The 19,210-nt window shown below is 38.5% G+C and carries 21 protein-coding genes; 16 read left to right on the forward strand and 5 right to left on the reverse strand.

Annotation, left to right across the window (positions count from 1 at the left end; translation table 11 throughout):
- Positions 1-126: 126 nt before the first annotated feature.
- Positions 127-507 (reverse strand): metal-dependent transcriptional regulator, encoded by a 381-nt coding sequence (locus tag LKE05_RS02105; RefSeq protein WP_022230432.1) that lies wholly within the window; start codon positions 505-507, stop codon positions 127-129.
- A 379-nt stretch (positions 508-886) separates the two neighbouring features.
- Between LKE05_RS02105 and LKE05_RS02110 the strand changes: the two genes are divergently transcribed.
- The 8 genes from LKE05_RS02110 to LKE05_RS02145 all read left to right on the forward strand — a co-directional run bounded on the left by LKE05_RS02110 (position 887) and on the right by LKE05_RS02145 (position 6,957).
- Positions 887-1,099 carry a FeoA family protein gene (locus LKE05_RS02110; protein ID WP_022229318.1) on the forward strand — a complete coding sequence of 71 codons (213 nt, stop codon included), beginning with the start codon at positions 887-889 and terminating at the stop codon, positions 1,097-1,099.
- Positions 1,100-1,120: 21 nt separating this feature from the next.
- Positions 1,121-1,342, forward strand: a complete 222-nt coding sequence (locus LKE05_RS02115) for a FeoA family protein (protein WP_022229317.1) — start codon at positions 1,121-1,123, stop codon at positions 1,340-1,342.
- 55 nt (positions 1,343-1,397) lie between these two features.
- On the forward strand, positions 1,398-3,905 hold the full coding sequence (gene feoB / locus LKE05_RS02120; RefSeq protein ID WP_308455779.1) for a ferrous iron transport protein B: 2,508 nt from the start codon (positions 1,398-1,400) through the stop codon (positions 3,903-3,905).
- 37 nt (positions 3,906-3,942) lie between these two features.
- A complete protein-coding gene (locus LKE05_RS02125) occupies positions 3,943-4,113 on the forward strand; it encodes a FeoB-associated Cys-rich membrane protein (RefSeq protein ID WP_308455780.1) in 171 nt (56 codons plus the stop codon).
- Positions 4,114-4,258: 145 nt separating this feature from the next.
- Complete coding sequence (locus LKE05_RS02130) at positions 4,259-4,729, forward strand: MarR family winged helix-turn-helix transcriptional regulator (RefSeq protein ID WP_308455781.1); 471 nt, start codon at positions 4,259-4,261, stop codon at positions 4,727-4,729.
- Positions 4,726-5,421, forward strand: coding sequence for an ABC transporter permease (locus LKE05_RS02135; protein WP_308455782.1), 696 nt, complete (start codon positions 4,726-4,728; stop codon positions 5,419-5,421). The genes LKE05_RS02130 and LKE05_RS02135 overlap by 4 nt, the downstream gene beginning before the upstream one ends.
- A gap of 52 nt (positions 5,422-5,473) precedes the next feature.
- The gene (locus LKE05_RS02140; RefSeq protein WP_308455852.1) at positions 5,474-5,884 is read left to right on the forward strand and encodes an HlyD family secretion protein; all 411 of its coding nucleotides are present in this window, start codon (positions 5,474-5,476) and stop codon (positions 5,882-5,884) included.
- Positions 5,885-6,036: 152 nt separating this feature from the next.
- Positions 6,037-6,957 carry a ferredoxin-like domain-containing protein gene (locus LKE05_RS02145; RefSeq protein ID WP_308455783.1) on the forward strand — a complete coding sequence of 307 codons (921 nt, stop codon included), beginning with the start codon at positions 6,037-6,039 and terminating at the stop codon, positions 6,955-6,957.
- Positions 6,958-6,994: 37 nt separating this feature from the next.
- On the opposite strand, the gene yycI is transcribed toward LKE05_RS02145, so the two are convergent.
- The 4 genes from yycI to LKE05_RS02165 form a co-directional block, all read right to left on the reverse strand.
- Positions 6,995-7,798: a two-component system regulatory protein YycI gene (gene yycI, locus LKE05_RS02150; RefSeq protein WP_308455784.1), complete on the reverse strand. Its 804-nt coding sequence runs from the start codon at positions 7,796-7,798 to the stop codon at positions 6,995-6,997.
- 14 nt (positions 7,799-7,812) lie between these two features.
- Positions 7,813-9,627 carry an ATP-binding protein gene (locus tag LKE05_RS02155; RefSeq protein WP_147514101.1) on the reverse strand — a complete coding sequence of 605 codons (1,815 nt, stop codon included), beginning with the start codon at positions 9,625-9,627 and terminating at the stop codon, positions 7,813-7,815.
- Positions 9,628-9,711: 84 nt separating this feature from the next.
- Positions 9,712-10,410 (reverse strand): response regulator, encoded by a 699-nt coding sequence (locus LKE05_RS02160; protein WP_308455785.1) that lies wholly within the window; start codon positions 10,408-10,410, stop codon positions 9,712-9,714.
- Positions 10,411-10,595: 185 nt separating this feature from the next.
- Positions 10,596-11,759, reverse strand: coding sequence for a nucleotidyltransferase (locus tag LKE05_RS02165; protein ID WP_308455786.1), 1,164 nt, complete (start codon positions 11,757-11,759; stop codon positions 10,596-10,598).
- 231 nt (positions 11,760-11,990) lie between these two features.
- Here LKE05_RS02165 and nifS point away from each other — a divergent pair, with 231 nt between their 5' ends.
- The 8 genes from nifS to fabG all read left to right on the forward strand — a co-directional run bounded on the left by nifS (position 11,991) and on the right by fabG (position 19,187).
- Entirely contained in the window at positions 11,991-13,178 is a 1,188-nt protein-coding gene (gene nifS / locus LKE05_RS02170) for a cysteine desulfurase NifS (RefSeq protein WP_308455787.1), read from the forward strand.
- A complete protein-coding gene (gene nifU, locus LKE05_RS02175) occupies positions 13,178-13,609 on the forward strand; it encodes a Fe-S cluster assembly scaffold protein NifU (protein WP_117965835.1) in 432 nt (143 codons plus the stop codon). Before nifS ends, nifU begins: the two co-directional genes overlap by 1 nt.
- A 333-nt stretch (positions 13,610-13,942) precedes the next feature.
- Positions 13,943-14,488 (forward strand): DeoR family transcriptional regulator, encoded by a 546-nt coding sequence (locus tag LKE05_RS02180; RefSeq protein ID WP_022229304.1) that lies wholly within the window; start codon positions 13,943-13,945, stop codon positions 14,486-14,488.
- An 11-nt stretch (positions 14,489-14,499) separates the two neighbouring features.
- Positions 14,500-15,507 carry a phosphate acyltransferase PlsX gene (plsX, locus tag LKE05_RS02185; protein ID WP_022229303.1) on the forward strand — a complete coding sequence of 336 codons (1,008 nt, stop codon included), beginning with the start codon at positions 14,500-14,502 and terminating at the stop codon, positions 15,505-15,507.
- Positions 15,500-16,477: a beta-ketoacyl-ACP synthase III gene (locus LKE05_RS02190; RefSeq protein ID WP_308455788.1), complete on the forward strand. Its 978-nt coding sequence runs from the start codon at positions 15,500-15,502 to the stop codon at positions 16,475-16,477. The genes plsX and LKE05_RS02190 overlap by 8 nt, the downstream gene beginning before the upstream one ends.
- Before the next feature lie 32 nt (positions 16,478-16,509).
- A complete protein-coding gene (fabK, locus tag LKE05_RS02195) occupies positions 16,510-17,451 on the forward strand; it encodes an enoyl-[acyl-carrier-protein] reductase FabK (RefSeq protein ID WP_022229301.1) in 942 nt (313 codons plus the stop codon).
- A gap of 41 nt (positions 17,452-17,492) precedes the next feature.
- Positions 17,493-18,428 (forward strand): ACP S-malonyltransferase, encoded by a 936-nt coding sequence (fabD, locus tag LKE05_RS02200; protein WP_118446400.1) that lies wholly within the window; start codon positions 17,493-17,495, stop codon positions 18,426-18,428.
- A gap of 18 nt (positions 18,429-18,446) precedes the next feature.
- Positions 18,447-19,187 (forward strand): 3-oxoacyl-[acyl-carrier-protein] reductase, encoded by a 741-nt coding sequence (gene fabG / locus LKE05_RS02205; protein WP_117965830.1) that lies wholly within the window; start codon positions 18,447-18,449, stop codon positions 19,185-19,187.
- Positions 19,188-19,210: the final 23 nt, after the last annotated feature.

A 19,210-nucleotide genomic window follows, 5' to 3' on the forward strand; every position in this document is an offset into this window, starting at 1 on the left:
ACGTTGATTATACCATATTAAACATACTTTTGTCAACGATTCATACTATATTGGTATGAGAATTGTCGAAGTATATTAATAAGCAGATAAAAGACAAAATAATTTAGATAATATTGCTAAAACAAATCATATATTTTCATTTGTGTGACTAAGAAAATATTCTTTGATTTTCTGAAAAGTAATATCACTTAAATCATGCTCTATTTTACAACTGTCATCATACGCAGTTTCTTCATCGACACCGAGGGCGATAAGAGCCTTAGCAATAACCTGGTGACGTTCATAGATTTTTTGAGCAATCTCCATACCTTTGTCGGTAAGAGTGATATTGCCGTCGGTATCAACGGTAACATAGCCTTCTTCACGAAAGGATTTCATTGCAACGGATACGCTCGGCTTTGTGAAGTTAAGATGATGAGCAACATCAATACTGCGAACATAACCATTTTTGTTCTTTAACATAAGTATGGCCTCCAAATAGTTTTCGGCCGACTCTTTGATTATCATAGTTTAACACCTTTCTGTGTGAAAATGTGTACATATTGTAGTAGTAAAGATATTATATCACAATAAATTGCGATTGTCAAAAAATATATTGAATATTTTTAAAAAAATTCCGATATTTTTTTAGTTTAAAACAGTAAGATTAGGCTAACAAATTTTAGGGACGAATAAAAAATGAGCAAAAATAAGGCGGGATACAACATTTTGTGCAAAGTGAACAACAATTTTTAAAGTTGACGCGTAAAAAAGATATGACATATACACTTGACAAGAAAGGTTAGTTTTGATAAACTAACTAATGGTTAGAAAGTGCTAACCAAAAACTATATTCTTGGGGTTAGTTTTTATTTATACGAATGCTAACCAGAACGGAGGTAAATTTATGATGCCTTTAACACTGGTAGATGTTGATGAAGACAACATAATTAAAAAGATTGGCGGAAAGCCGGAAGTAAAAAAACATCTTGAAAATCTTGGGTTTGTTGTTGGAGGACACGTCAAGATAATCAGTAAACTTGGCGGAAACGTAATTGTAAATGTAAAAGAAACCAGAGTTGCAATCAGCAACGAACTGGCACAAAAAATTATGATTTAATTAAAGGGAGGTACAGCGCAAATGAAAACACTTAAACAGGCAGCAATCGGCGATACTGTAAAGGTAGTCAAATTGCACGGTGAAGGTGCGGTAAAACGCAGAATTATGGATATGGGTATCACAAGAGGTGCTGAAGTGCATATTCGTAAGGTTGCACCGCTTGGTGATCCGATTGAGGTCACAGTAAGAGGTTATGAGCTTTCATTAAGAAAAGCCGATGCAGAAATGATTGAAGTTGAATAATTTTGGTATATTCATTAATGTACTGAATTAAATTGTGAAAGAGAGGAATTTAAGAATGAATGTAAGAATTGCCCTTGCGGGTAACCCGAACTGCGGTAAGACAACACTATTTAATGCTCTTACAGGTTCTAATCAATTCGTAGGTAACTGGCCGGGTGTTACGGTCGAGAAAAAAGAAGGTAAATTAAAGAAACATGACGGTGTTGTCATCACTGACCTTCCGGGTATTTATTCACTTTCTCCATATACATTGGAAGAAGTTGTTGCAAGAAATTATCTTATCGGCGAAAGACCAGACGCAATACTTAATATTGTAGACGGTACAAACCTTGAAAGAAACTTGTATCTTACAACTCAGCTTACAGAATTGGGTATTCCGGTTGTTATCGCAGTCAATATGATGGATATTGTCAAGAAAAACGGCGATAAGATTAATATTCAGGAACTATCCCGTCAGCTTGGATGTAAAGTTGTTGAAATATCTGCTCTAAAGGGTACAGGTATTATGGAAGCTGCCGAAGAAGCTGTTTCAGCCGCTAAAAACGGTAAGACAATTCCAAAGCACGAGTTCTCGGGGCCTGTTGAACACGCAATAGCACATATCGAAGAGGCTGTTCTTCACGATATGCCGGAAGAACAACAGAGATGGTATGCAATAAAGATTTTTGAACGTGACGAAAAGGTGCTTGCACAACTTAATATTCCGCAGGAAAAATTGTCACATATTGAAAATGATATTAAAGCGGCAGAGGATGAACTTGACGATGACGCAGAAAGTATCATAACAAACGACAGATATGTTTACATAGCAGAACTTATTAAGGGCTGTTATAAAAAGAAGAGTGCTGGTAAGCTTTCATCATCTGATAAGATTGACCGAATTGTTACAAACAGATGGTTGGGACTTCCGATATTCGCAGTTGTAATGTTCCTTGTATATTACATAGCAATGGTAACAGTAGGTTCAAGTGCCACAGACTGGGCAAACGACGGATTGTTCGGTGACGGCTGGCATTTATTCGGTATCGGTTCATCTGCTTACACAGAGGCTGCTGACGAATTCACAAGTGCGTCAGATATAGTAAACGGTTATATTGACGCTGCAAGCGAACAGGGTATTGATACAGACGCAGTTGCAGAGGCACTTGATACAGAATCAGAAGATTTTGATCCTGAAGTTGCTAAGACAGAACTTGCTGCATTTGTTGAAGATGTAAAAAACATTGATGAAATCGAATATACAGTAGTCGATGAAGAAACAATGGCTGATGAAGAAGATACTGCTACATATGATGATCTTCTTGACTCGGTTGGCGTTTATGATAAGTACGAATGTGCAGAACCTGATCCTGCCGATTACGGTTTATGGGTACCGGGTATCCCTGTACTTGTTGAAAACGGACTTGACGCAATCAACTGTGCAGACTGGCTAAAGGGACTTATCCTTGACGGTATAGTTGCCGGTGTCGGTGCCGTACTTGGTTTCGTACCACAAATGCTTGTATTGTTCATCTTGCTTGCATTCCTTGAATCTTGCGGTTATATGGCTCGTATTGCATTCGTATTGGATAGAGTATTCCGTAAGTTCGGTCTTTCGGGTAAATCATTTATCCCTATTCTTATCGGTACAGGCTGCGGTGTTCCGGGTATTATGGCGTCGAGAACTATCGAAAATGACCGTGACAGAAAAATGACTATAATTACAACAACATTTATACCTTGCGGTGCTAAGACTCCGTTTATCGCAATGATTGCCGGTGCTATCTTCGGCGGTTCGGCTTGGGTTGCTACATCAGCATACTTCATCGGTATGGCTGCAATTATCATTTCGGGTATTATGCTAAAGAAGACAAAGATGTTTGCGGGCGATCCTGCTCCGTTCGTTATGGAACTTCCTGCATACCATATGCCTACAGTTATAAACCTACTTCGTTCAATGTGGGAAAGAGGCTGGTCATTCATTAAGAAAGCCGGAACAATTATTCTTCTTTCAACAATCCTTGTATGGTTTACAACATACTTCGGTTTTGTAGACGGAGCATTCACAATGCTTACAGAAGACCAAATCGACTACTCAATTCTTGCAACAATCGGTAAAGCAATTTCTTGGATATTTGCTCCTCTTGGCTGGGGTAACTGGCAAGCAACAGTTGCATCAATTACAGGGCTTGTTGCTAAGGAAAATATCGTTGGTACATTGGGTATTCTTTACGGTGCGGGCGACGGTACTGTTTATCAGAATATGGCTCAGAACTTTATCCCAATCAGCGGATATTCATTCCTTGTATTCAACCTGCTTTGTGCACCTTGTTTCGCCGCAATGGGAGCTATCAAGCGTGAAATGAATAACGCTAAGTGGACTGCATTCGCAATCGGCTATCAGTGTGTATTCGCTTACGCAATCGCACTTGTAATTTATCAAATAGGTTTGCTTGTTACAGGCAGTGTAAACGTAATCGGTCTTATATTTGCAATCGCAGTAATTGCATTTATCTGCTATATGCTGTTTAAGCCTTATAAAGAATCAAACACTTTAAAGACTCAAAGATCAGTATCGGCGTAAAACAATATAAGACAAATAATATAAGGAGGGTTTTAAAATGACATGGTTAATGAATAATTTATCTACAATAATTGTGTGTATTGTACTTATTGCGGTAGTTGTACTTATTATCAATAAGATGATAAAAGATAAAAAGAAGGGCAAATCCTCCTGCGGCTGCGGTTGCAGCAACTGTGCCATGGCAGGTAAATGCCACGGCAAACACTAAAAAATTATGAAAATAACAGCACTTTTGATGTGCTGTTATTTTTTTTATCAAAACCATAAAATATTCAGTAAACAGCATTGACAATTACGGAGTGAAAGTCTATAATATATTAAGACAACTAATTGTTAAGGGGGTTAATGATTAAATGGATGAAGAAATACAAAAATTTATAAGTATATTTGATCCTAATAAGCGAATAGATTTTACAAAAGTTTTGACAAACGACATAACAAGATCGGAATATGCGGTTCTTTGGATGTACAAAAATATGGCTCAAAATTCGGATGTTGTGTATGTGTCGGATATTGTAAAAAAGTTTCCTGCGTCGGCACAGGCACTTTCAAAACATCTTAGAACGTGCGAAAACAAGGGATATATCGAACGTGTGAACGATAAAGTAAACAGACGTAACGTGATGATAAACTTAACGGACAAAGGCGAAAAGGTTTTTGAAATTACAACGCAGGAATTTGTGTTGTTGAAAAATAAAGTGTTTGAGAAAATTGATATAGACGAATTTCGAGAGGCTATAAAAAAGATGTTTGAATTTAGGGAGGTGTTGAGTGCAACGATAGATGAATTGAGCAAGAAAACAGGAGGCGGAGAAAATAATTGAGTAAAGTTTTCTATTATATGAAACAGTATTATCTCTGGCTTATAGTAGCGGTTGTAATGCTTTTTATACAGGCAATGTGTGATTTGGCACTTCCCGATTATATGTCTGATATTGTTAATGACGGTGTTATGGGCGGAAGTATTCCGCTTATAGCTAAGTACGGTTTGAAAATGATAGGCGTGACATTATTGGGTACTGTGGTATCTGTATTTGTCGGCTATCTTGCGGCAAATGTTGCGGCTAAGGTTTCGAGAGATATGCGAAAAGACGTGTATAAAAAGGTGGAACTGTTCTCAAATGCCGAATTTGATAAATTCTCTACCGCGTCACTTATAACGCGTACGACAAACGATATTACGCAAATTCAAAATTTGCTTGTTATGCTTATTATCAGGATGGTGTTTTATGCACCGATTTTGGGCGTCGGCGGTGCTGTTAAGGCTCTTGAAAACAGTAAGGAGCTTTCGTGGATAATCATTGTTTCACTGTCGGTAATAGTGATTTTGATAGTGTTTATATTCCTTGTGGCAATGCCTAAAATGACGCTCATGCAAAAACTTGTTGATAAGCTTAACTTGGTCAGCCGTGAAAATATAGAAGGTATGCTTGTAACAAGAGCATTTAATTCGCAGAATTTTGAATTTAAACGATTTGACAAGGCTAACGGAGATTTAAAAGACACAGGTACTTAAGTTTAATGCCTATGTCGGCAAATACGTTGAGTCAGGCGAGATATTGGGACGTGTGGACGGCGGTCCGTATATTAAATCGCCGTCAAACGGAAAGTTCATAGAAGTTGACGCCGAGAGGGGTGACTATGTTCTTACAACCGATGTTATGGGTTATGTGGCAAATACATACGATATGTATATCGGTGCGAATATCGAAGAAACGGATATAACCAAAATAAAAGAAGGTCAGTCGGTCAAAGTAACGCTTGACGCATACGGTTCACAAAAATTTGAGGGCATTGTAACGCAGGTGAACAGCATTACAAATAATGCACTTACGGGACAGACAACAAGTTTCTCAACTTCCGGTACATACACAAAAACAACTCAGCTTATACCGATTAAGATAAAGTTGGTAAATTCCGATATACCGCTTGAAAATATTATAGGAACAAATGCAACGGTTAATATAAAAGTGAAATAGTAAAAAAAGCATAGAGATAATTTGGAAAATAATTATCAACTATGCTTTTTCTATGGAAAAAATTTAGATTAAGCCGAATATTGATTGACAAGAAATTTGTGCCGTGATAAAATTATTGTAATTTTATAAGAGAAAATGAGAGAGGTGTTTGTATGGCAAAATTGAAACCTGCACAGATAGCGGAGGTAAAGGGAAAAGGCTTTTTGATTAACAGAGGTACTGAAAATTTTTCGGGAAGAATTGTACCGCGCGGAACTGTATTTTCTCCGGACGATTTGAAAACCGTATCGGAAATATCAAGTAAATTCGGTAACGGTAAAGTAATTCCTACAACACGTCTTGGGCTTGAAATTCAGGGTATTCCTTATGAAAACGTACAAGACGCGATTGATTATGCCGAAAGTCACGGACTTAAATTCGGCGGAACGGGAAATAAAATCCGCCCGATTACATCATGTAAAGGTACAACTTGTGTTTACGGCAATTATGACACTCACGCACTTGCCGCAAAACTTTATGATGAATATTACATAGGCTGGGCTGATATAAAATTGCCGCATAAGTTTAAAATCGGTATAGGCGGCTGTCCGAACAGTTGCGTAAAGCCTGCGTTGAACGATTTTGGTATCGAAGGTCACAGAATACCTAAGTACAATTCGGAAAATTGCAAAGGCTGTAAGGTTTGTATGATTGAAAAATCATGTCCGTCAAAAGCCGCTAAACTTGTTGACGGTAAAATGGTTATAGATGAAAATGTCTGTAAGACTTGCGGAGTGTGCAGTGAAAGCAAATGTCCGTTTAAGGCAGTGAAACCGCATAATGAAGTCGTTTATCAAATATATGTAGGCGGTACATGGGGTAAAAAATCAAGAATGGGTACACCGCTTTCAAAGTTCGTTTCGGAAGACGAAATTGCACCGATACTTGAAAAGACAATGATTTGGTTTAAACTTAACGCTAATCCAAAAGAACGTCTTGGCGTTGCGATAGACCGCTTGGGTGTTGAAAAGTTTGAAAAAGATGTTCTTGAAAATGATGAATTGTTAGAGAAGAAAGATATTTTGTTTGAGTAATAATAAAGAAAATGCACATCTGTCAGATGTGCATTTTTTATGCGTTTATATAATATTTTGAGCCGTCTTTCAATGTTATTCTCCATACGGGCTGAAGTTCGGTAGGGGAGGTGTCAAAATCAACGATATTATATCCGAGTGTAATATCGCTTATTTCGATTTTTCCGTTGGGCTTATCTTTACTTGCCGAAAATTCAAGCAGAGCGTCGGCAACGCTTTTTGCGTTGCGATATTCGCCGAGTGAATTTTGCGTAAACCATACACCGCTAAAACCCATAAGACCGTCGGAAGTTATATCAAATGTCATATAGTCATTAAAGACAGGTAAATTTTCTATTGTGTAAGTCATAAAAATATGATATTTTCCGTTGTCATCAGATGAAACAATCAAAGCGTTTTGACTGTCGAAACCGTAATAAGCGGCGATTTTTTTACCTTTCTTTGAGGCATTAACCGCATCTATGCCGTGCGTTTCGGACAATGCAACAGGTGTTTTCGGTACAAAAGAAAACTTATTGCCGTCAAAAATAACTTGATTTTCATTTGCTGTGTATGTTTCACCGTTTTTTGTTACTTCTTTTTTTGCTCCTAAAATATTTTTTGCAAAAGCATCTCTGTCTTCAATAAAATTTTGCAGTGTGGCAGAAGAAACTTTTTTTGTTTCTTTATCGATAATTGTCGGAGAAACGTTTATATCGTTTTTGTTCAAAAAAGTAACAAGATTGTTTACAACCTCTTCAGAATCGTTATCGGACATAGAAGTGGGGAATGTACAAATAACGGTCAGGTTTATTACTATAAACAATGAAAGTAAAATAACTTTTATAGGAAAACGTTTCACTTCAACAAGCCTCCTTATTCACTGACAGGAATAGTGATAGTTACTTCAGTTCCTTTGTGGAATTCACTTGATATTTTAATCTTACCGTTAAATGATGATTCAAGCGTTTGTTTTGCGATGGCAAGACCAAGACCTGTACCGCCTGTGTCACGCGAACGTGCCTTGTCTACACGGTAGAAACGGTCGAAAATGTGCGGAAGTTTATCTTCTTGTATTCCGATACCGTTATCGGCTACTTTGATACAAATGTCGTTATAAACCTTGCTTGAATATACTTCGATAGTACCGCCCTCGCGTGTGTATTTCATTGCGTTGCTGACGATATTTATAATAACGCGTTCCAAACCGTCGTGATCGCCGGATATAACAGGCACTTCATTAATAGGGTGATATGTCAAAGTCTGATTTTTCTTCTTTGCCGTAAGCGACATACGCTCAACGATTGATTCAAGCATTTGACGAATGTCGATCGGCTCCGGCGGTTTTGTGAATGTTTGGTTTTCGTCAAGCTCCGATAGGGTAAGCAGGTCGCTTATAATTCTTGCCATTCTGTCAGATTCGGATGCGATAACGTCAAGAAAACGTACTTGCAATTCTCTGTCAACATCGGGCATATCGGCAAGTGTTTCGGAGTAAGACTTGATTGTTGTAAGCGGTGTACGAAGTTCGTGCGACACGTTCGCAACAAAGTCACGACGTGACTGCTCAAGTTTTTCCTGCTTTGTAACATCGTGTATAACGACAATGATACCGCCGACTTTGTTATCAGCTTTGAACGGTGCAAAGTTTAAACGTAAATATTGGTTTGCAAGCTTGATTTCACGTTCGACAGAACCGTCGGGATTCATATAAAGCAAATCACCAAGCGTGATGTTTGCATTGATTTCTTTAAAGAAACGGTCAAATCTAATATCGTCAAGATACTGGCGGTTAAGAAGTTTTTTTGCTTCACGGTTAAAATGGATAAGATTGCCTTTTAAGTCAAATGCGATAATGCCGTCATTCATATTTTGAAGAATGGTTTCAACCTTAATTTTTTCGCCTTTTGCTTGGTCGGAGGACTGCTTTCTTGTGTGAGCAAGATTGATAAGCGAGTTTGTAAGGTCGGCAATTTCATCTTTTGAATCTGATTTTTGAAGTGCGTTTATATCACCTGCCGCAAGTTTTTTTGCCTGTACCGAAAGCTGTTTGATAGGGTCGGTGATAGACTTTGAAATAATACTTCCCGCGATTGATGATATAATAAGAGATACCAACAATAAAATCAAAAGAATTGTCACCATACTGTGAGTTACGCTGTTTTGCATTTGGCAAGTGTCTTTGATGTATATAACATACTTTACCGCGTCACCGTTGTGTAACGGAAATGCGTAGTCCATATAGCTTTGAGTAAGCTTTGTTTCTTTCGATTCCGTACCGTTTAGGGCATTCATAAGTGACGGAGTTGCGTCGGTGGTTGTAGAGCCGTTTGATGAAAATAAAATCTCGCCCGATGAACCGTCAACAATATTGTAATATCTTGATGATGTAATTCCGAGTTTGCCTGAGTGGGAAGATAGGATATTGTTGATTAAATTAATATTGCTTTGGGAATTTTCTTCTATAACAATAGATGTATCCGTACTTTCGGCAGGAATACTTATTTCGTTTGCAGCGGCAAGGAGGTCGTTTTTAATATCTTCGGTGAATACCTCATTAATGCTGTTTGAAAAATCATCGTGATAATGTTTCATAACGCCTAAAATATTGAAACCGCCTATGAATAATTCCGTGGCGAGTACAAGAAGTACAAATATAACTGTTATTTTCCAACGTATACTTTTAAACATAAAATAAAAACCTTTCTATAATAAATACTTAAATACTACAAAACACCCAAAACAAATTAATGTTTCGGGTGTATGAGTTCAATATTATTTGTTGAAATAGTAGCCTACGCCACGTTTTGTGATAATGTATTTAGGCATACTCGGATCATCTTCGATTTTTTCTCTAAGACGTCTTACCGTAACATCGACAGTACGAACATCTCCGTAATATTCGTAACCCCATACATTTTCAAGCAATTTCTCACGAGAAAAAATCTTATCCGGCTGCATGGCAAGGAATTTAAGAAGTTCAAATTCGCGAAGTGTTATGTCGATAATTTCACCGTTCTTAGCAACTTCGTATCTTTCAACATTGATTGAAAGCTCACCCGAATTAATTGTATTTTGATTTTCAGGTTCTTCCTCAACAACAGGCTGTGCCGCACTTCTTCTTAGATTGGCTTTAACTCTTGCGGTAAGTTCACGCATTGAATACGGCTTTGTTATGTAGTCGTCCGCACCAAGCTCAAGACCTAAAACTTTGTCAACTTCGTCTTCACGGGCAGTAAGCATAATAATAGGAACTTGTGATTTTTCACGAACTTTTCGACATACTTCAAAACCGTCCATTCCGGGTAGCATTACGTCAAGTAAAATTAGGTCAGGGTTTTCTTTAAGTGCCATTTCAAGACCTTTTACACCGTCAAATGCAGACAAAGTCTTATAACCGTCTTTGCCAAGTGAAAATGCAAGAATATCATTAATTTTCTGTTCGTCCTCAATAATGAGTATAGTTCTATCCATTATTAAATATCAATCCTTTCGATTATAGAATAATATTTAAACGAATAACATTCGTAAATATTATTACAAATTTTTCGTAACCATTACATATATTTTATCAGAATTTAACATACTGTGCAAGGGTATTTTACAAAAAAATTAAAAAATATTAAAAAAATGCGTTCAAATGCAAGAAAAAAATATTTTTATTTCATTATAATAGGAGATTTCTTTAAATCCGCATTGCCGATACGGTGCGTCGGTATGGGATTGCATAGCATTGCTATATTTGTGGCACGCACATCAAGATTAAATTGCGGACTTTGTTCTTTAAAGTCGGCTGTTTTTGTAATTATCGGAACTTTGCAGGTGTCTTTTGCCTGTTTTAAAATCGTCATACCGACCTTATTCATACCGAGAATACGGATATACTGTGGCATAGGGGAGTATATATCCTTTGTAAAGCCTATCAAAGCCGAGATTATCATACGTCTGATTTTGCTTGTGGTGTATCGCTTGTTTTTCACGTTTTCGACAAGGGTTTCAAAACTGTATGACATATTTGCACTGCTTAAAATTCTGTTTTCAATCCCCTCTGTAACTTCACTGATATTTTGCAAATCTTCAGCGGTCATAAGACGTAATTTTGAAATGATTGCACTGTCCAAATTCGATATGTCGTACGGAATGTCACAATTAATATCTTCTAATTTATATGGTATAAAGTCATTTATATTTTCATTGTTTCTTTTCATTTCACGAAGTTTTGTAGCACTTGCGATATTTTGATACAAATTTCTGTCGTGATAGCCTGCTTTGTGACGTTTGACGGTCATAGGCTTGATTTTGCTGTCAGAGCGGATTAATGCACGAATATATTCCGTTGCAAGAATGTTGTTTGGCTCAGACAATATATCTGACGGGATAAGTGCGGAATATGCCTTTGTGAGCGCGTTTGGATAACTCATACCGCCCATAACGTATTTTTTTATTTTTTCGGATATTTCGCTGTTTTCGTTTTCAAGCAATTCTGCGGCAGACATAAGTTCATCGATACTGCCTGATTCAGAGCCGAAACAAATGTTGTTGACAACACCGAGTGCGTTTAAAATATTAATACCGCCTGTCGCAAAATTCGGTGCGGCATTTAACGCATAACATACAGGAAGTTCAATAACAAGGTCAACACCGCCCGAAAGTGCCATTTTTGCACGTGACCATTTATCCGTTATCGCAACGTCGCCACGCTGTACAAAACTGCCGCTCATTACGGCAATCACTGCGTCCGAATGTTTTTTTATTTCGTCAATTTGATATTTGTGTCCGTTGTGAAAAATATTGTATTCTGTTATAATACCGGTAATGTTCATTTTTATCTCCTCAAAATTACATTGTTAATATATATTATATCTTAAAATAAGAAGTATAGCAATAAATAAAATTGGAATATTAAATAAAGCAATGATGTAAAACAGACATAAATTTTGTATAGAATAAAAGAAAGAAATTCTACAAAACCTATTGACAAAGTAGGAAATATAAAGTAAAATATGTTTGAACAGTTATTCAAATGTTCAATTTTAATACAGGAGATGATTTTAATGAATTCAGTATACATGGACAACAATGCTACTACAAGTCTTAAAAAAGAAGTTCTTGATGCAATGATGCCATATTATACAGATATATACGGCAATGCGTCATCGAAATTCTATAAAATAGGCAGAGATGCCGAACAGGCACTTTATAAGCTTAGAGAGAGCGTTGCAAAAAGCCTTAATGCAAAAAACGTAAACGAAATTTATTTTACGGGTTCCGGTTGCGAGGCTGACAACTGGGCGATAAAAGGTATTGCACTTGCAAACAAGTCGAAGGGCAACCACATTATAACAAGCAAAATCGAACATCACGCAATTTTAAGCACTTGCGAATATCTTGAAAAGCATGGCTTTGAAGTTACTTATCTTGATGTTGACGAATACGGTTTTGTAAGTCCGAAAGCTGTTGAGGACGCTATAAAGGACAATACAATACTTATTTCAATAATGACGGCTAACAATGAAATCGGAACAGTTGAGCCAATTAAGGAAATTGCGGAAATTGCAAAGAAACACAGAGTTATTTTCCATACGGACGCAGTACAGGCTATCGGACATATGAAGATAGATTTGCAGGATTTAGGCGTTGACTTGCTTTCGCTTTCTGCACATAAGTTCCATGGTCCTAAGGGTGTCGGAATGTTGTACATCAGAAACGGTATAAGAATAGACAACCTTATTCACGGCGGAGGACAGGAAAGAGGAAAGAGAGCCGCAACGGAAAATCTTGCAGGCATAGCAGGCCTTGCAAAGGCACTTGAGCTTGCAACGGAAAACCTTGATGAAAATATCGAACACGCAAAGAAAATGCGTAACAGATTGATTGATGGTATCAGAAAGAATATTCCTTATTGCCGTCTTAATGGCCCTGAGGACGAGGGCAGACTTTGCAATAACGTAAACTTCTCATTCCAATATGTTGAGGGAGAATCAATATTGATGATGCTTGATATGAAAGGTGTTGCGGCGTCAAGCGGAAGTGCTTGTGCGTCAGGCTCGCTTGATCCGTCACACGTTCTTATTGCAATCGGTTTACCTCACGAAATTGCTCACGGTTCGCTAAGACTCAGTGTAGGCGATGAAACAACAGTGGAGGATGTTGACTACGTAGTAGAGGTACTTCCTCCGATTATACAAAGATTAAGAGATATGTCACCTTTATATGAGGGTGTAGAGAAAGGAGATAATTAATTATGTACAGTGAAAAAGTTATGGACCATTTCTCAAATCCAAGAAATGTAGGCCAGATAGACAACGCAAATGCAGTCGGTGAAGTCGGCAATGCAAAGTGCGGTGATATTATGAAGATATATATGGATATTCAAGACGATGTTATAAAAGACGTTAAGTTCAAGACATTCGGTTGCGGTGCGGCTATTGCAACAAGTTCAATGGCAACTGAAATGGTTAAGGGTAAGACTGTTGACGAGGCACTTGCTCTTACAAATAAAGCGGTTATGGAGGCACTTGACGGACTTCCGAAAGAAAAAATTCACTGCTCTGTTCTTGCTGAAGAGGCTATTCAGTCTGCAATCAACGATTACAGAAGCAAAAAGGGTGAAGCACCGCTTGAAAATAATTGTGACTTCTGTTACAAGAAATGTGACAATTCAGACAAATAATCCTATAAAATACAATATAAAAACAGACAAAACATTATTGTTTTGTCTGTTTTTGCGTTTATAATCATAAAAAAATGATGATTTACGGATACAATATGGTGTTGGTAGCAGGTGTTAAACAGACTACACAGCACAATATTTTGTATCTATTGGGTAATTATGAACATATCAGAGCAATATATTTAAACATATTGTACAATGTTTATGTTTATTTGCAAGAAAATATTGCAAAGTTATTAACGATAGTATATAATCATTGAGGTTATTAATTTAGTACCTACTACTAACAATAATTAATAAAATGTCGAAAAACATAGAAAGGAACGCTTGAAAGTGACAAGAACAATATTGAAAAAGAAACGTCATGAGTATTTGCTCAGAAAAATAAAACAAAATCCGTTTTTGAAAGACGAAGAACTTGCACAGGCTTGTAACGTGAGCGTGTCCACTATTCGTTTTGACAGAGCGGAACTTGGTATAGCAGAATATCGTGAGAGAATAAAGTCGGTGGCGGAAGAAGGTTTGGTAGCGGATACGGCGGTTGGCGAAGTGCTTGACCTTAACTTGTATCATGACGGAATATCGGTGCTTAAAACCGATGATACGATGACCTTTGACGGTACTGACATAATAAAAGGACAGTGTATATATGCTTTTGCGGAAAATTTGGCGCTAAGCGTTATTGACGCGAAGGCGGCGTTGGTGAAAATCGCAAATGTGAAATATATGCACGAGGCACACGCAGGGGAAAGACTGATTGCCAAGTCGGACGTTATGAGAGTGAAAGACGGAGGATATATCGTTCGTGTTGTCATAAAGGCAAATATGAACGAAGTATTCAGAGGAAAATTCAGCCTTGTTATGACTGATGTGAAATAGTCGGAGGAAAGATGAAGATTATAGTAGATGCAATGGGTGGTGACAATGCTCCTATGGCGCCTGTCGAGGCGGCTGTAAGAGCGGTAAAGGAACTTGATGTGGAAATAGTTCTTGTCGGCAAAAAAGAGGTTGTCGAAAAGGAACTTTCGGCATATGACTACCCAAATGATAAAATCAGTATAGCGAATGCTGATGAAGTGATAACAAACCACGAAGAACCGGCAAAGGCGGTAAGAAGCAAGAAAAATGCATCGGTGGTCGTTGCGGCAAATATGCTGAAAAAAGGCGAGGGTGACGCAATGCTTTCGATGGGTAATACAGGTGCGCTCTTAGCGTCGGGATTGCTTATTGTCGGAAGAATAAAGGGAATTTTAAGACCTGCACTTGCAACGCTTCTGCCGAGTGCAAAAGGACCGAAAATGCTTATAGACGCCGGTGCAAATACAAACTGCAAACCTGAAAATCTTGTTCAGTTCGGTATTATGGGCAGTATATATATGAAGAATGTACTCGGAATTGAAAGCCCGACTGTCGGACTTATGTCAAACGGTGAAGAAGAAGGCAAGGGCGATGAACTTACAAAGGAAACATTCCCGCTTTTGAAAAAAGCACCTATAAACTTTATCGGCAATATTGAGGGCAGAGATGTTATGGAAGGTACGGCTGACGTAATTACCTGTGACGGCTTTGTCGGAAATGTAATACTTAAAACCGTTGAGGGTATGGGACACGTCGTAAGTACGAAAGTTAAAAATATATTTATGAAAAACTTGTTTACAAAGCTCGGTGCAATATTTGTAATGGGTGGCTTGAATGAGTTTAAACAGTCTATGGATTACCGTGAATACGGCGGTGCACCGCTTTTGGGTACAAAACGACCTGTTATAAAAGGACACGGCTCGTCAGACGGTAAAGCGGTATTTTCTGCAATCAGACAGGCAAAGAAATTTGTTGAAACAAACTTAATAGAAGAAATAGTTAATAATATAAACTGTATGGAGGAAAAGAGTAATGATTAATGCAAAGATAACAGGTGTAGGCGGATATGTTCCGGAAAAGGTATATGACAATGCGTATATGGAAAGCATTGTTGATACAAACGACGAATGGATAACAAGACGTACAGGCATAAAGGAAAGACATATTTCAGCCGACAACGAATATACAACGGATATGGCAACAATCGCCGCTAAGCGTGCTATTGAAAATGCAGGACTTACACCTGAGGATATTGACCTTATAATGCTTGCAACAGTTACACCTGATTACTTCACACCGGCTTGTGCTTGTATTGTGCAAAGCAATCTTGGTGCAGTAAATGCGGCGGCATTTGACTATAATGCGGCTTGTTCGGGATTTGTTACAGGTCTTACTATCGCAGAACAGTTTATAAAAGCAGGAACATACAAGCATATCGTTGTGGTATGTGCCGACACATTAAGCAAGGCTACAGATTATAAAGACAGAGCAACTTGCGTATTGTTCGGCGACGCGGCAGGTGCGGCAGTTGTATCTGCAAGTGAAGAACAAGGTATTATCGCAACAGACATCGGTGCAGACGGCTCAAGCGGTCACGCTATAACAAGTCTTGCATACAGAAATGATGAAGAAGAAACAGAAAAGAGAATAAGCCACAGAAAAGATACTATTTGGATGGCAGGACAAGCTGTTATGAAGTTTGCCGTCAAAGCAATGGCAGACGCAAGCGCAAGAGTTGTAAACAGCGCAGGATTGACTTGGGACGATATTGCACTTGTTGTACCTCACCAGGCTAATTACAGAATTGTTGAAAGTGCCGTAAAGAGAATGGGTATCACTGATGAAAAGGTATTTTTGAACCTTGAAAAGTACGGTAACACATCAGCGTCTTGTATCCCTGTTGCACTTACAGAGGCAGTTCAGCAAGGCAGAATTAAAAAGGGCAACAAGGTTGTACTTGTAGGCTTCGGCGGCGGACTTACATGGGGTGCGGCACTTATTGAGTGGTAAAAAATACGTTAAATAAGAAAAGGAGAAGAAAAATGAAGACAAGATTATGTGAATTACTTGGTATTGAATATCCTATTATTCAAGGCGGTATGGCATGGGTAGCTACAGCCGAGCTTGCGGCAGCTGTTTCAAACGGCGGCGGTATCGGACTTATCGCGGCAGGAAATGCACCGGCGGACGTTGTAAGAGCACAAATTCAAAAGGCAAAGTCACTGACAGATAAGCCTTTTGGCGTAAACGTGATGATGATGTCACCGTTCGTTGAAGAAGTTATGCAGGTTATTATAGAAGAAAAGCCGGCAGTAGTTGCAACAGGTGCCGGTAATCCGGGTAAATACATACCGTCACTTAAAGAGGCAGGAATTAAGATTATGCCGGTTGTTGCAAGTGTTGCAATGGCAAAAAAGATGGAAAAAGACGGTGCAGACGCAATTATCGCAGAGGGTACAGAGGCAGGCGGACATATCGGTGAACTTACAACAATGGTACTTGTACCGCAAGTTGTTGACGCGGTAAGTATTCCGGTTGTAGCGGCAGGCGGTATAGCTGACAGCAGAGGTGCTGTTGCGGCATTTGCACTTGGCGCAGACGGTATTCAAGTCGGTACAAGATTTATCTGCTCAACAGAGTGTATCGCACACGATAACTATAAGCAAGCCGTTATAAAGGCAAAAGACAGAGATGCGGTTGTTACGGGTAGATCAACAGGTGCGCCTGTAAGAGCGCTTAAAAATAAACTTACTCGTGAATATGACAAACTTGAAAAGCAAGGTGCGTCATTTGAAGAAATAGAAGCACTTGGCGTTGGCGGTCTAAGACGTGCATTTGAAGAAGGTGACACACAAACCGGTTCACTTATGGCTGGTCAATCAGCCGCTATGGTACACGAAATTCAACCTTGTGCAGACATAATCAAGAGTTATTTTGACGGTACAGAGGCAGTTATTGAAACAATTACTTCTAAACTTAAATAAGAATTTCTTATTAGATAAATTAAGAAAGGAAAATAAATATAATGGGTAAATTAGCATTTGTATTTGCAGGACAAGGCGCACAAGCTGTCGGAATGGGTAAGGAACTTGCCGAAAACTTTCCGATTGCCGATAAGACATTTGACGAGGCAAGTGAGGCACTTGGCTTTGATATAAAGGATATGATTTGGAACGGCGACAGTGAAACTCTTATGATTACAGAGAACACGCAGCCGACAATCGTTACAATGAGTGTTGCGGCACTTAGAGTATTGCAAGAAAAAGGTATTAAGCCTGACGTTGTTGCCGGACTTAGCCTTGGTGAATATACTGCACACATTGCGTCGGGTTCAATGGAATTTGCTGACGGTGTAAGACTTGTAAAAAAACGCGGTAAGTATATGCAGGAGGAAGTGCCTGTAGGAAAAGGCGCTATGGCGGCTATTATCGCACTTTCCGCAGAGGACGTTATCGCTTGCTGCGAAGAGGCTTCAAAAGTCGGTATTTGTTCACCTGCAAACTTTAACTGTCCTGGTCAAATCGTTGTATCGGGTGAAGTTGCGGCAGTGGATAAGTGTTGTGAATTGGCAAAGGAAAAGGGCGCAAAACGTGCTTTAAAACTTCCTGTTTCAGCTCCGTTCCATTGTGCTATGCTTATAGGCGCAGGCGAAAAACTTGCAAAAGAACTTGAAAATGTAGAAGTTAAGGATATGCAAATTCCTGTAATCACAAACGTAACTGCTGATTACGTTTCTTCAAAGGAAGATATTAAACCGCTTTTAATCAAGCAAGTATCTTCATCTGTTAAATGGGAAGAAACTATCAGAAGAATGATAGCAGACGGAGTTGATACATTCGTTGAAGTCGGACCGGGTAAGGCACTTAGCGGATTTATAAAGAAAGTTTCAAGAGATGTAAAGGTGTTTAACGTAGAGGACATGGCGTCACTTGAAAAGACTCTTGAAGGTCTTAACGCATAACAGAGAGGAGATAAAGAAATGTTAAAAGGTAAAACAGCGGTAATTACAGGCTCGGGCAGAGGTATAGGTAAATCAATCGCCCTAAAACTTGCGTCACACGGTGCAAATATCGTTATAAACGATATTCCTTCATCGGATTATGCAGACGAAACTTGTGAAGAAGTTAAAAAGCTTGGTGTAGAATGTATAGTTGTTAAAGGCGATGTAAGAAATACCGAAGATGTTCAGAAACTTGTATCGGAAACTATGGATAAATTTGGTCATATCGACATATTTGTTAATAACGCAGGCATTACAAGAGACGGTCTTATGATTAGAATGTCAGAAGATGATTGGGATCTTGTTATGGATATAAATCTAAAGGGTGCATTTAATTGTATCAAAGCAGTTGCAAGACCTATGATGAAACAAAGAAGCGGTGCTATAATCAATATGGCGTCAATCGTAGGTGTTATGGGTAATCCGGGTCAGGCAAACTATGTTGCCTCAAAAGCAGGTCTTATCGGTCTTACAAAGACAACAGCAAAGGAATTTGCATCAAGAGGTATCAGATGTAACGCAGTAGCACCGGGCTTTATCCGTTCTGCTATGACAGACGTATTGTCTGACGATGTAAAGAAGAAATATCTTGATTCAATTCCGCTTGGGGAATTCGGAGAAACTGAAAATATTGCAGATGTTGTTGCATTTTTGGCATCTGATATGTCAAAATACGTTACAGGTCAAGTAATAAATGTTGACGGCGGACTTGTTATGTAATATAATATGTATATAATTCGTTT

Origin of the sequence: Hominilimicola fabiformis, from assembly GCF_020687385.1 — a bacterium.
Taxonomy (GTDB): Bacteria; Bacillota; Clostridia; order UBA1381; family UBA1381; genus Hominilimicola; species Hominilimicola fabiformis.

Bases quoted from the DNA above. Each gene is read 5' to 3' on its own strand.
- LKE05_RS02105 (WP_022230432.1), bottom strand. From the start codon at position 507: ATGATAATCAAAGAGTCGGCCGAAAACTATTTGGAGGCCATACTTATG.
- LKE05_RS02110 (WP_022229318.1), top strand. From the start codon at position 887: ATGATGCCTTTAACACTGGTAGATGTTGATGAAGACAACATAATTAAA.
- LKE05_RS02115 (WP_022229317.1), top strand. From the start codon at position 1,121: ATGAAAACACTTAAACAGGCAGCAATCGGCGATACTGTAAAGGTAGTC.
- feoB (WP_308455779.1), top strand. From the start codon at position 1,398: ATGAATGTAAGAATTGCCCTTGCGGGTAACCCGAACTGCGGTAAGACA.
- LKE05_RS02125 (WP_308455780.1), top strand. From the start codon at position 3,943: ATGACATGGTTAATGAATAATTTATCTACAATAATTGTGTGTATTGTA.
- LKE05_RS02130 (WP_308455781.1), top strand. From the start codon at position 4,259: ATGGATGAAGAAATACAAAAATTTATAAGTATATTTGATCCTAATAAG.
- LKE05_RS02145 (WP_308455783.1), top strand. From the start codon at position 6,037: ATGGCAAAATTGAAACCTGCACAGATAGCGGAGGTAAAGGGAAAAGGC.
- LKE05_RS02155 (WP_147514101.1), bottom strand. From the start codon at position 9,627: ATGTTTAAAAGTATACGTTGGAAAATAACAGTTATATTTGTACTTCTT.
- LKE05_RS02160 (WP_308455785.1), bottom strand. From the start codon at position 10,410: ATGGATAGAACTATACTCATTATTGAGGACGAACAGAAAATTAATGAT.
- LKE05_RS02165 (WP_308455786.1), bottom strand. From the start codon at position 11,759: ATGAACATTACCGGTATTATAACAGAATACAATATTTTTCACAACGGA.
- nifS (WP_308455787.1), top strand. From the start codon at position 11,991: ATGAATTCAGTATACATGGACAACAATGCTACTACAAGTCTTAAAAAA.
- plsX (WP_022229303.1), top strand. From the start codon at position 14,500: ATGAAGATTATAGTAGATGCAATGGGTGGTGACAATGCTCCTATGGCG.
- LKE05_RS02190 (WP_308455788.1), top strand. From the start codon at position 15,500: ATGATTAATGCAAAGATAACAGGTGTAGGCGGATATGTTCCGGAAAAG.
- fabK (WP_022229301.1), top strand. From the start codon at position 16,510: ATGAAGACAAGATTATGTGAATTACTTGGTATTGAATATCCTATTATT.
- fabD (WP_118446400.1), top strand. From the start codon at position 17,493: ATGGGTAAATTAGCATTTGTATTTGCAGGACAAGGCGCACAAGCTGTC.
- fabG (WP_117965830.1), top strand. From the start codon at position 18,447: ATGTTAAAAGGTAAAACAGCGGTAATTACAGGCTCGGGCAGAGGTATA.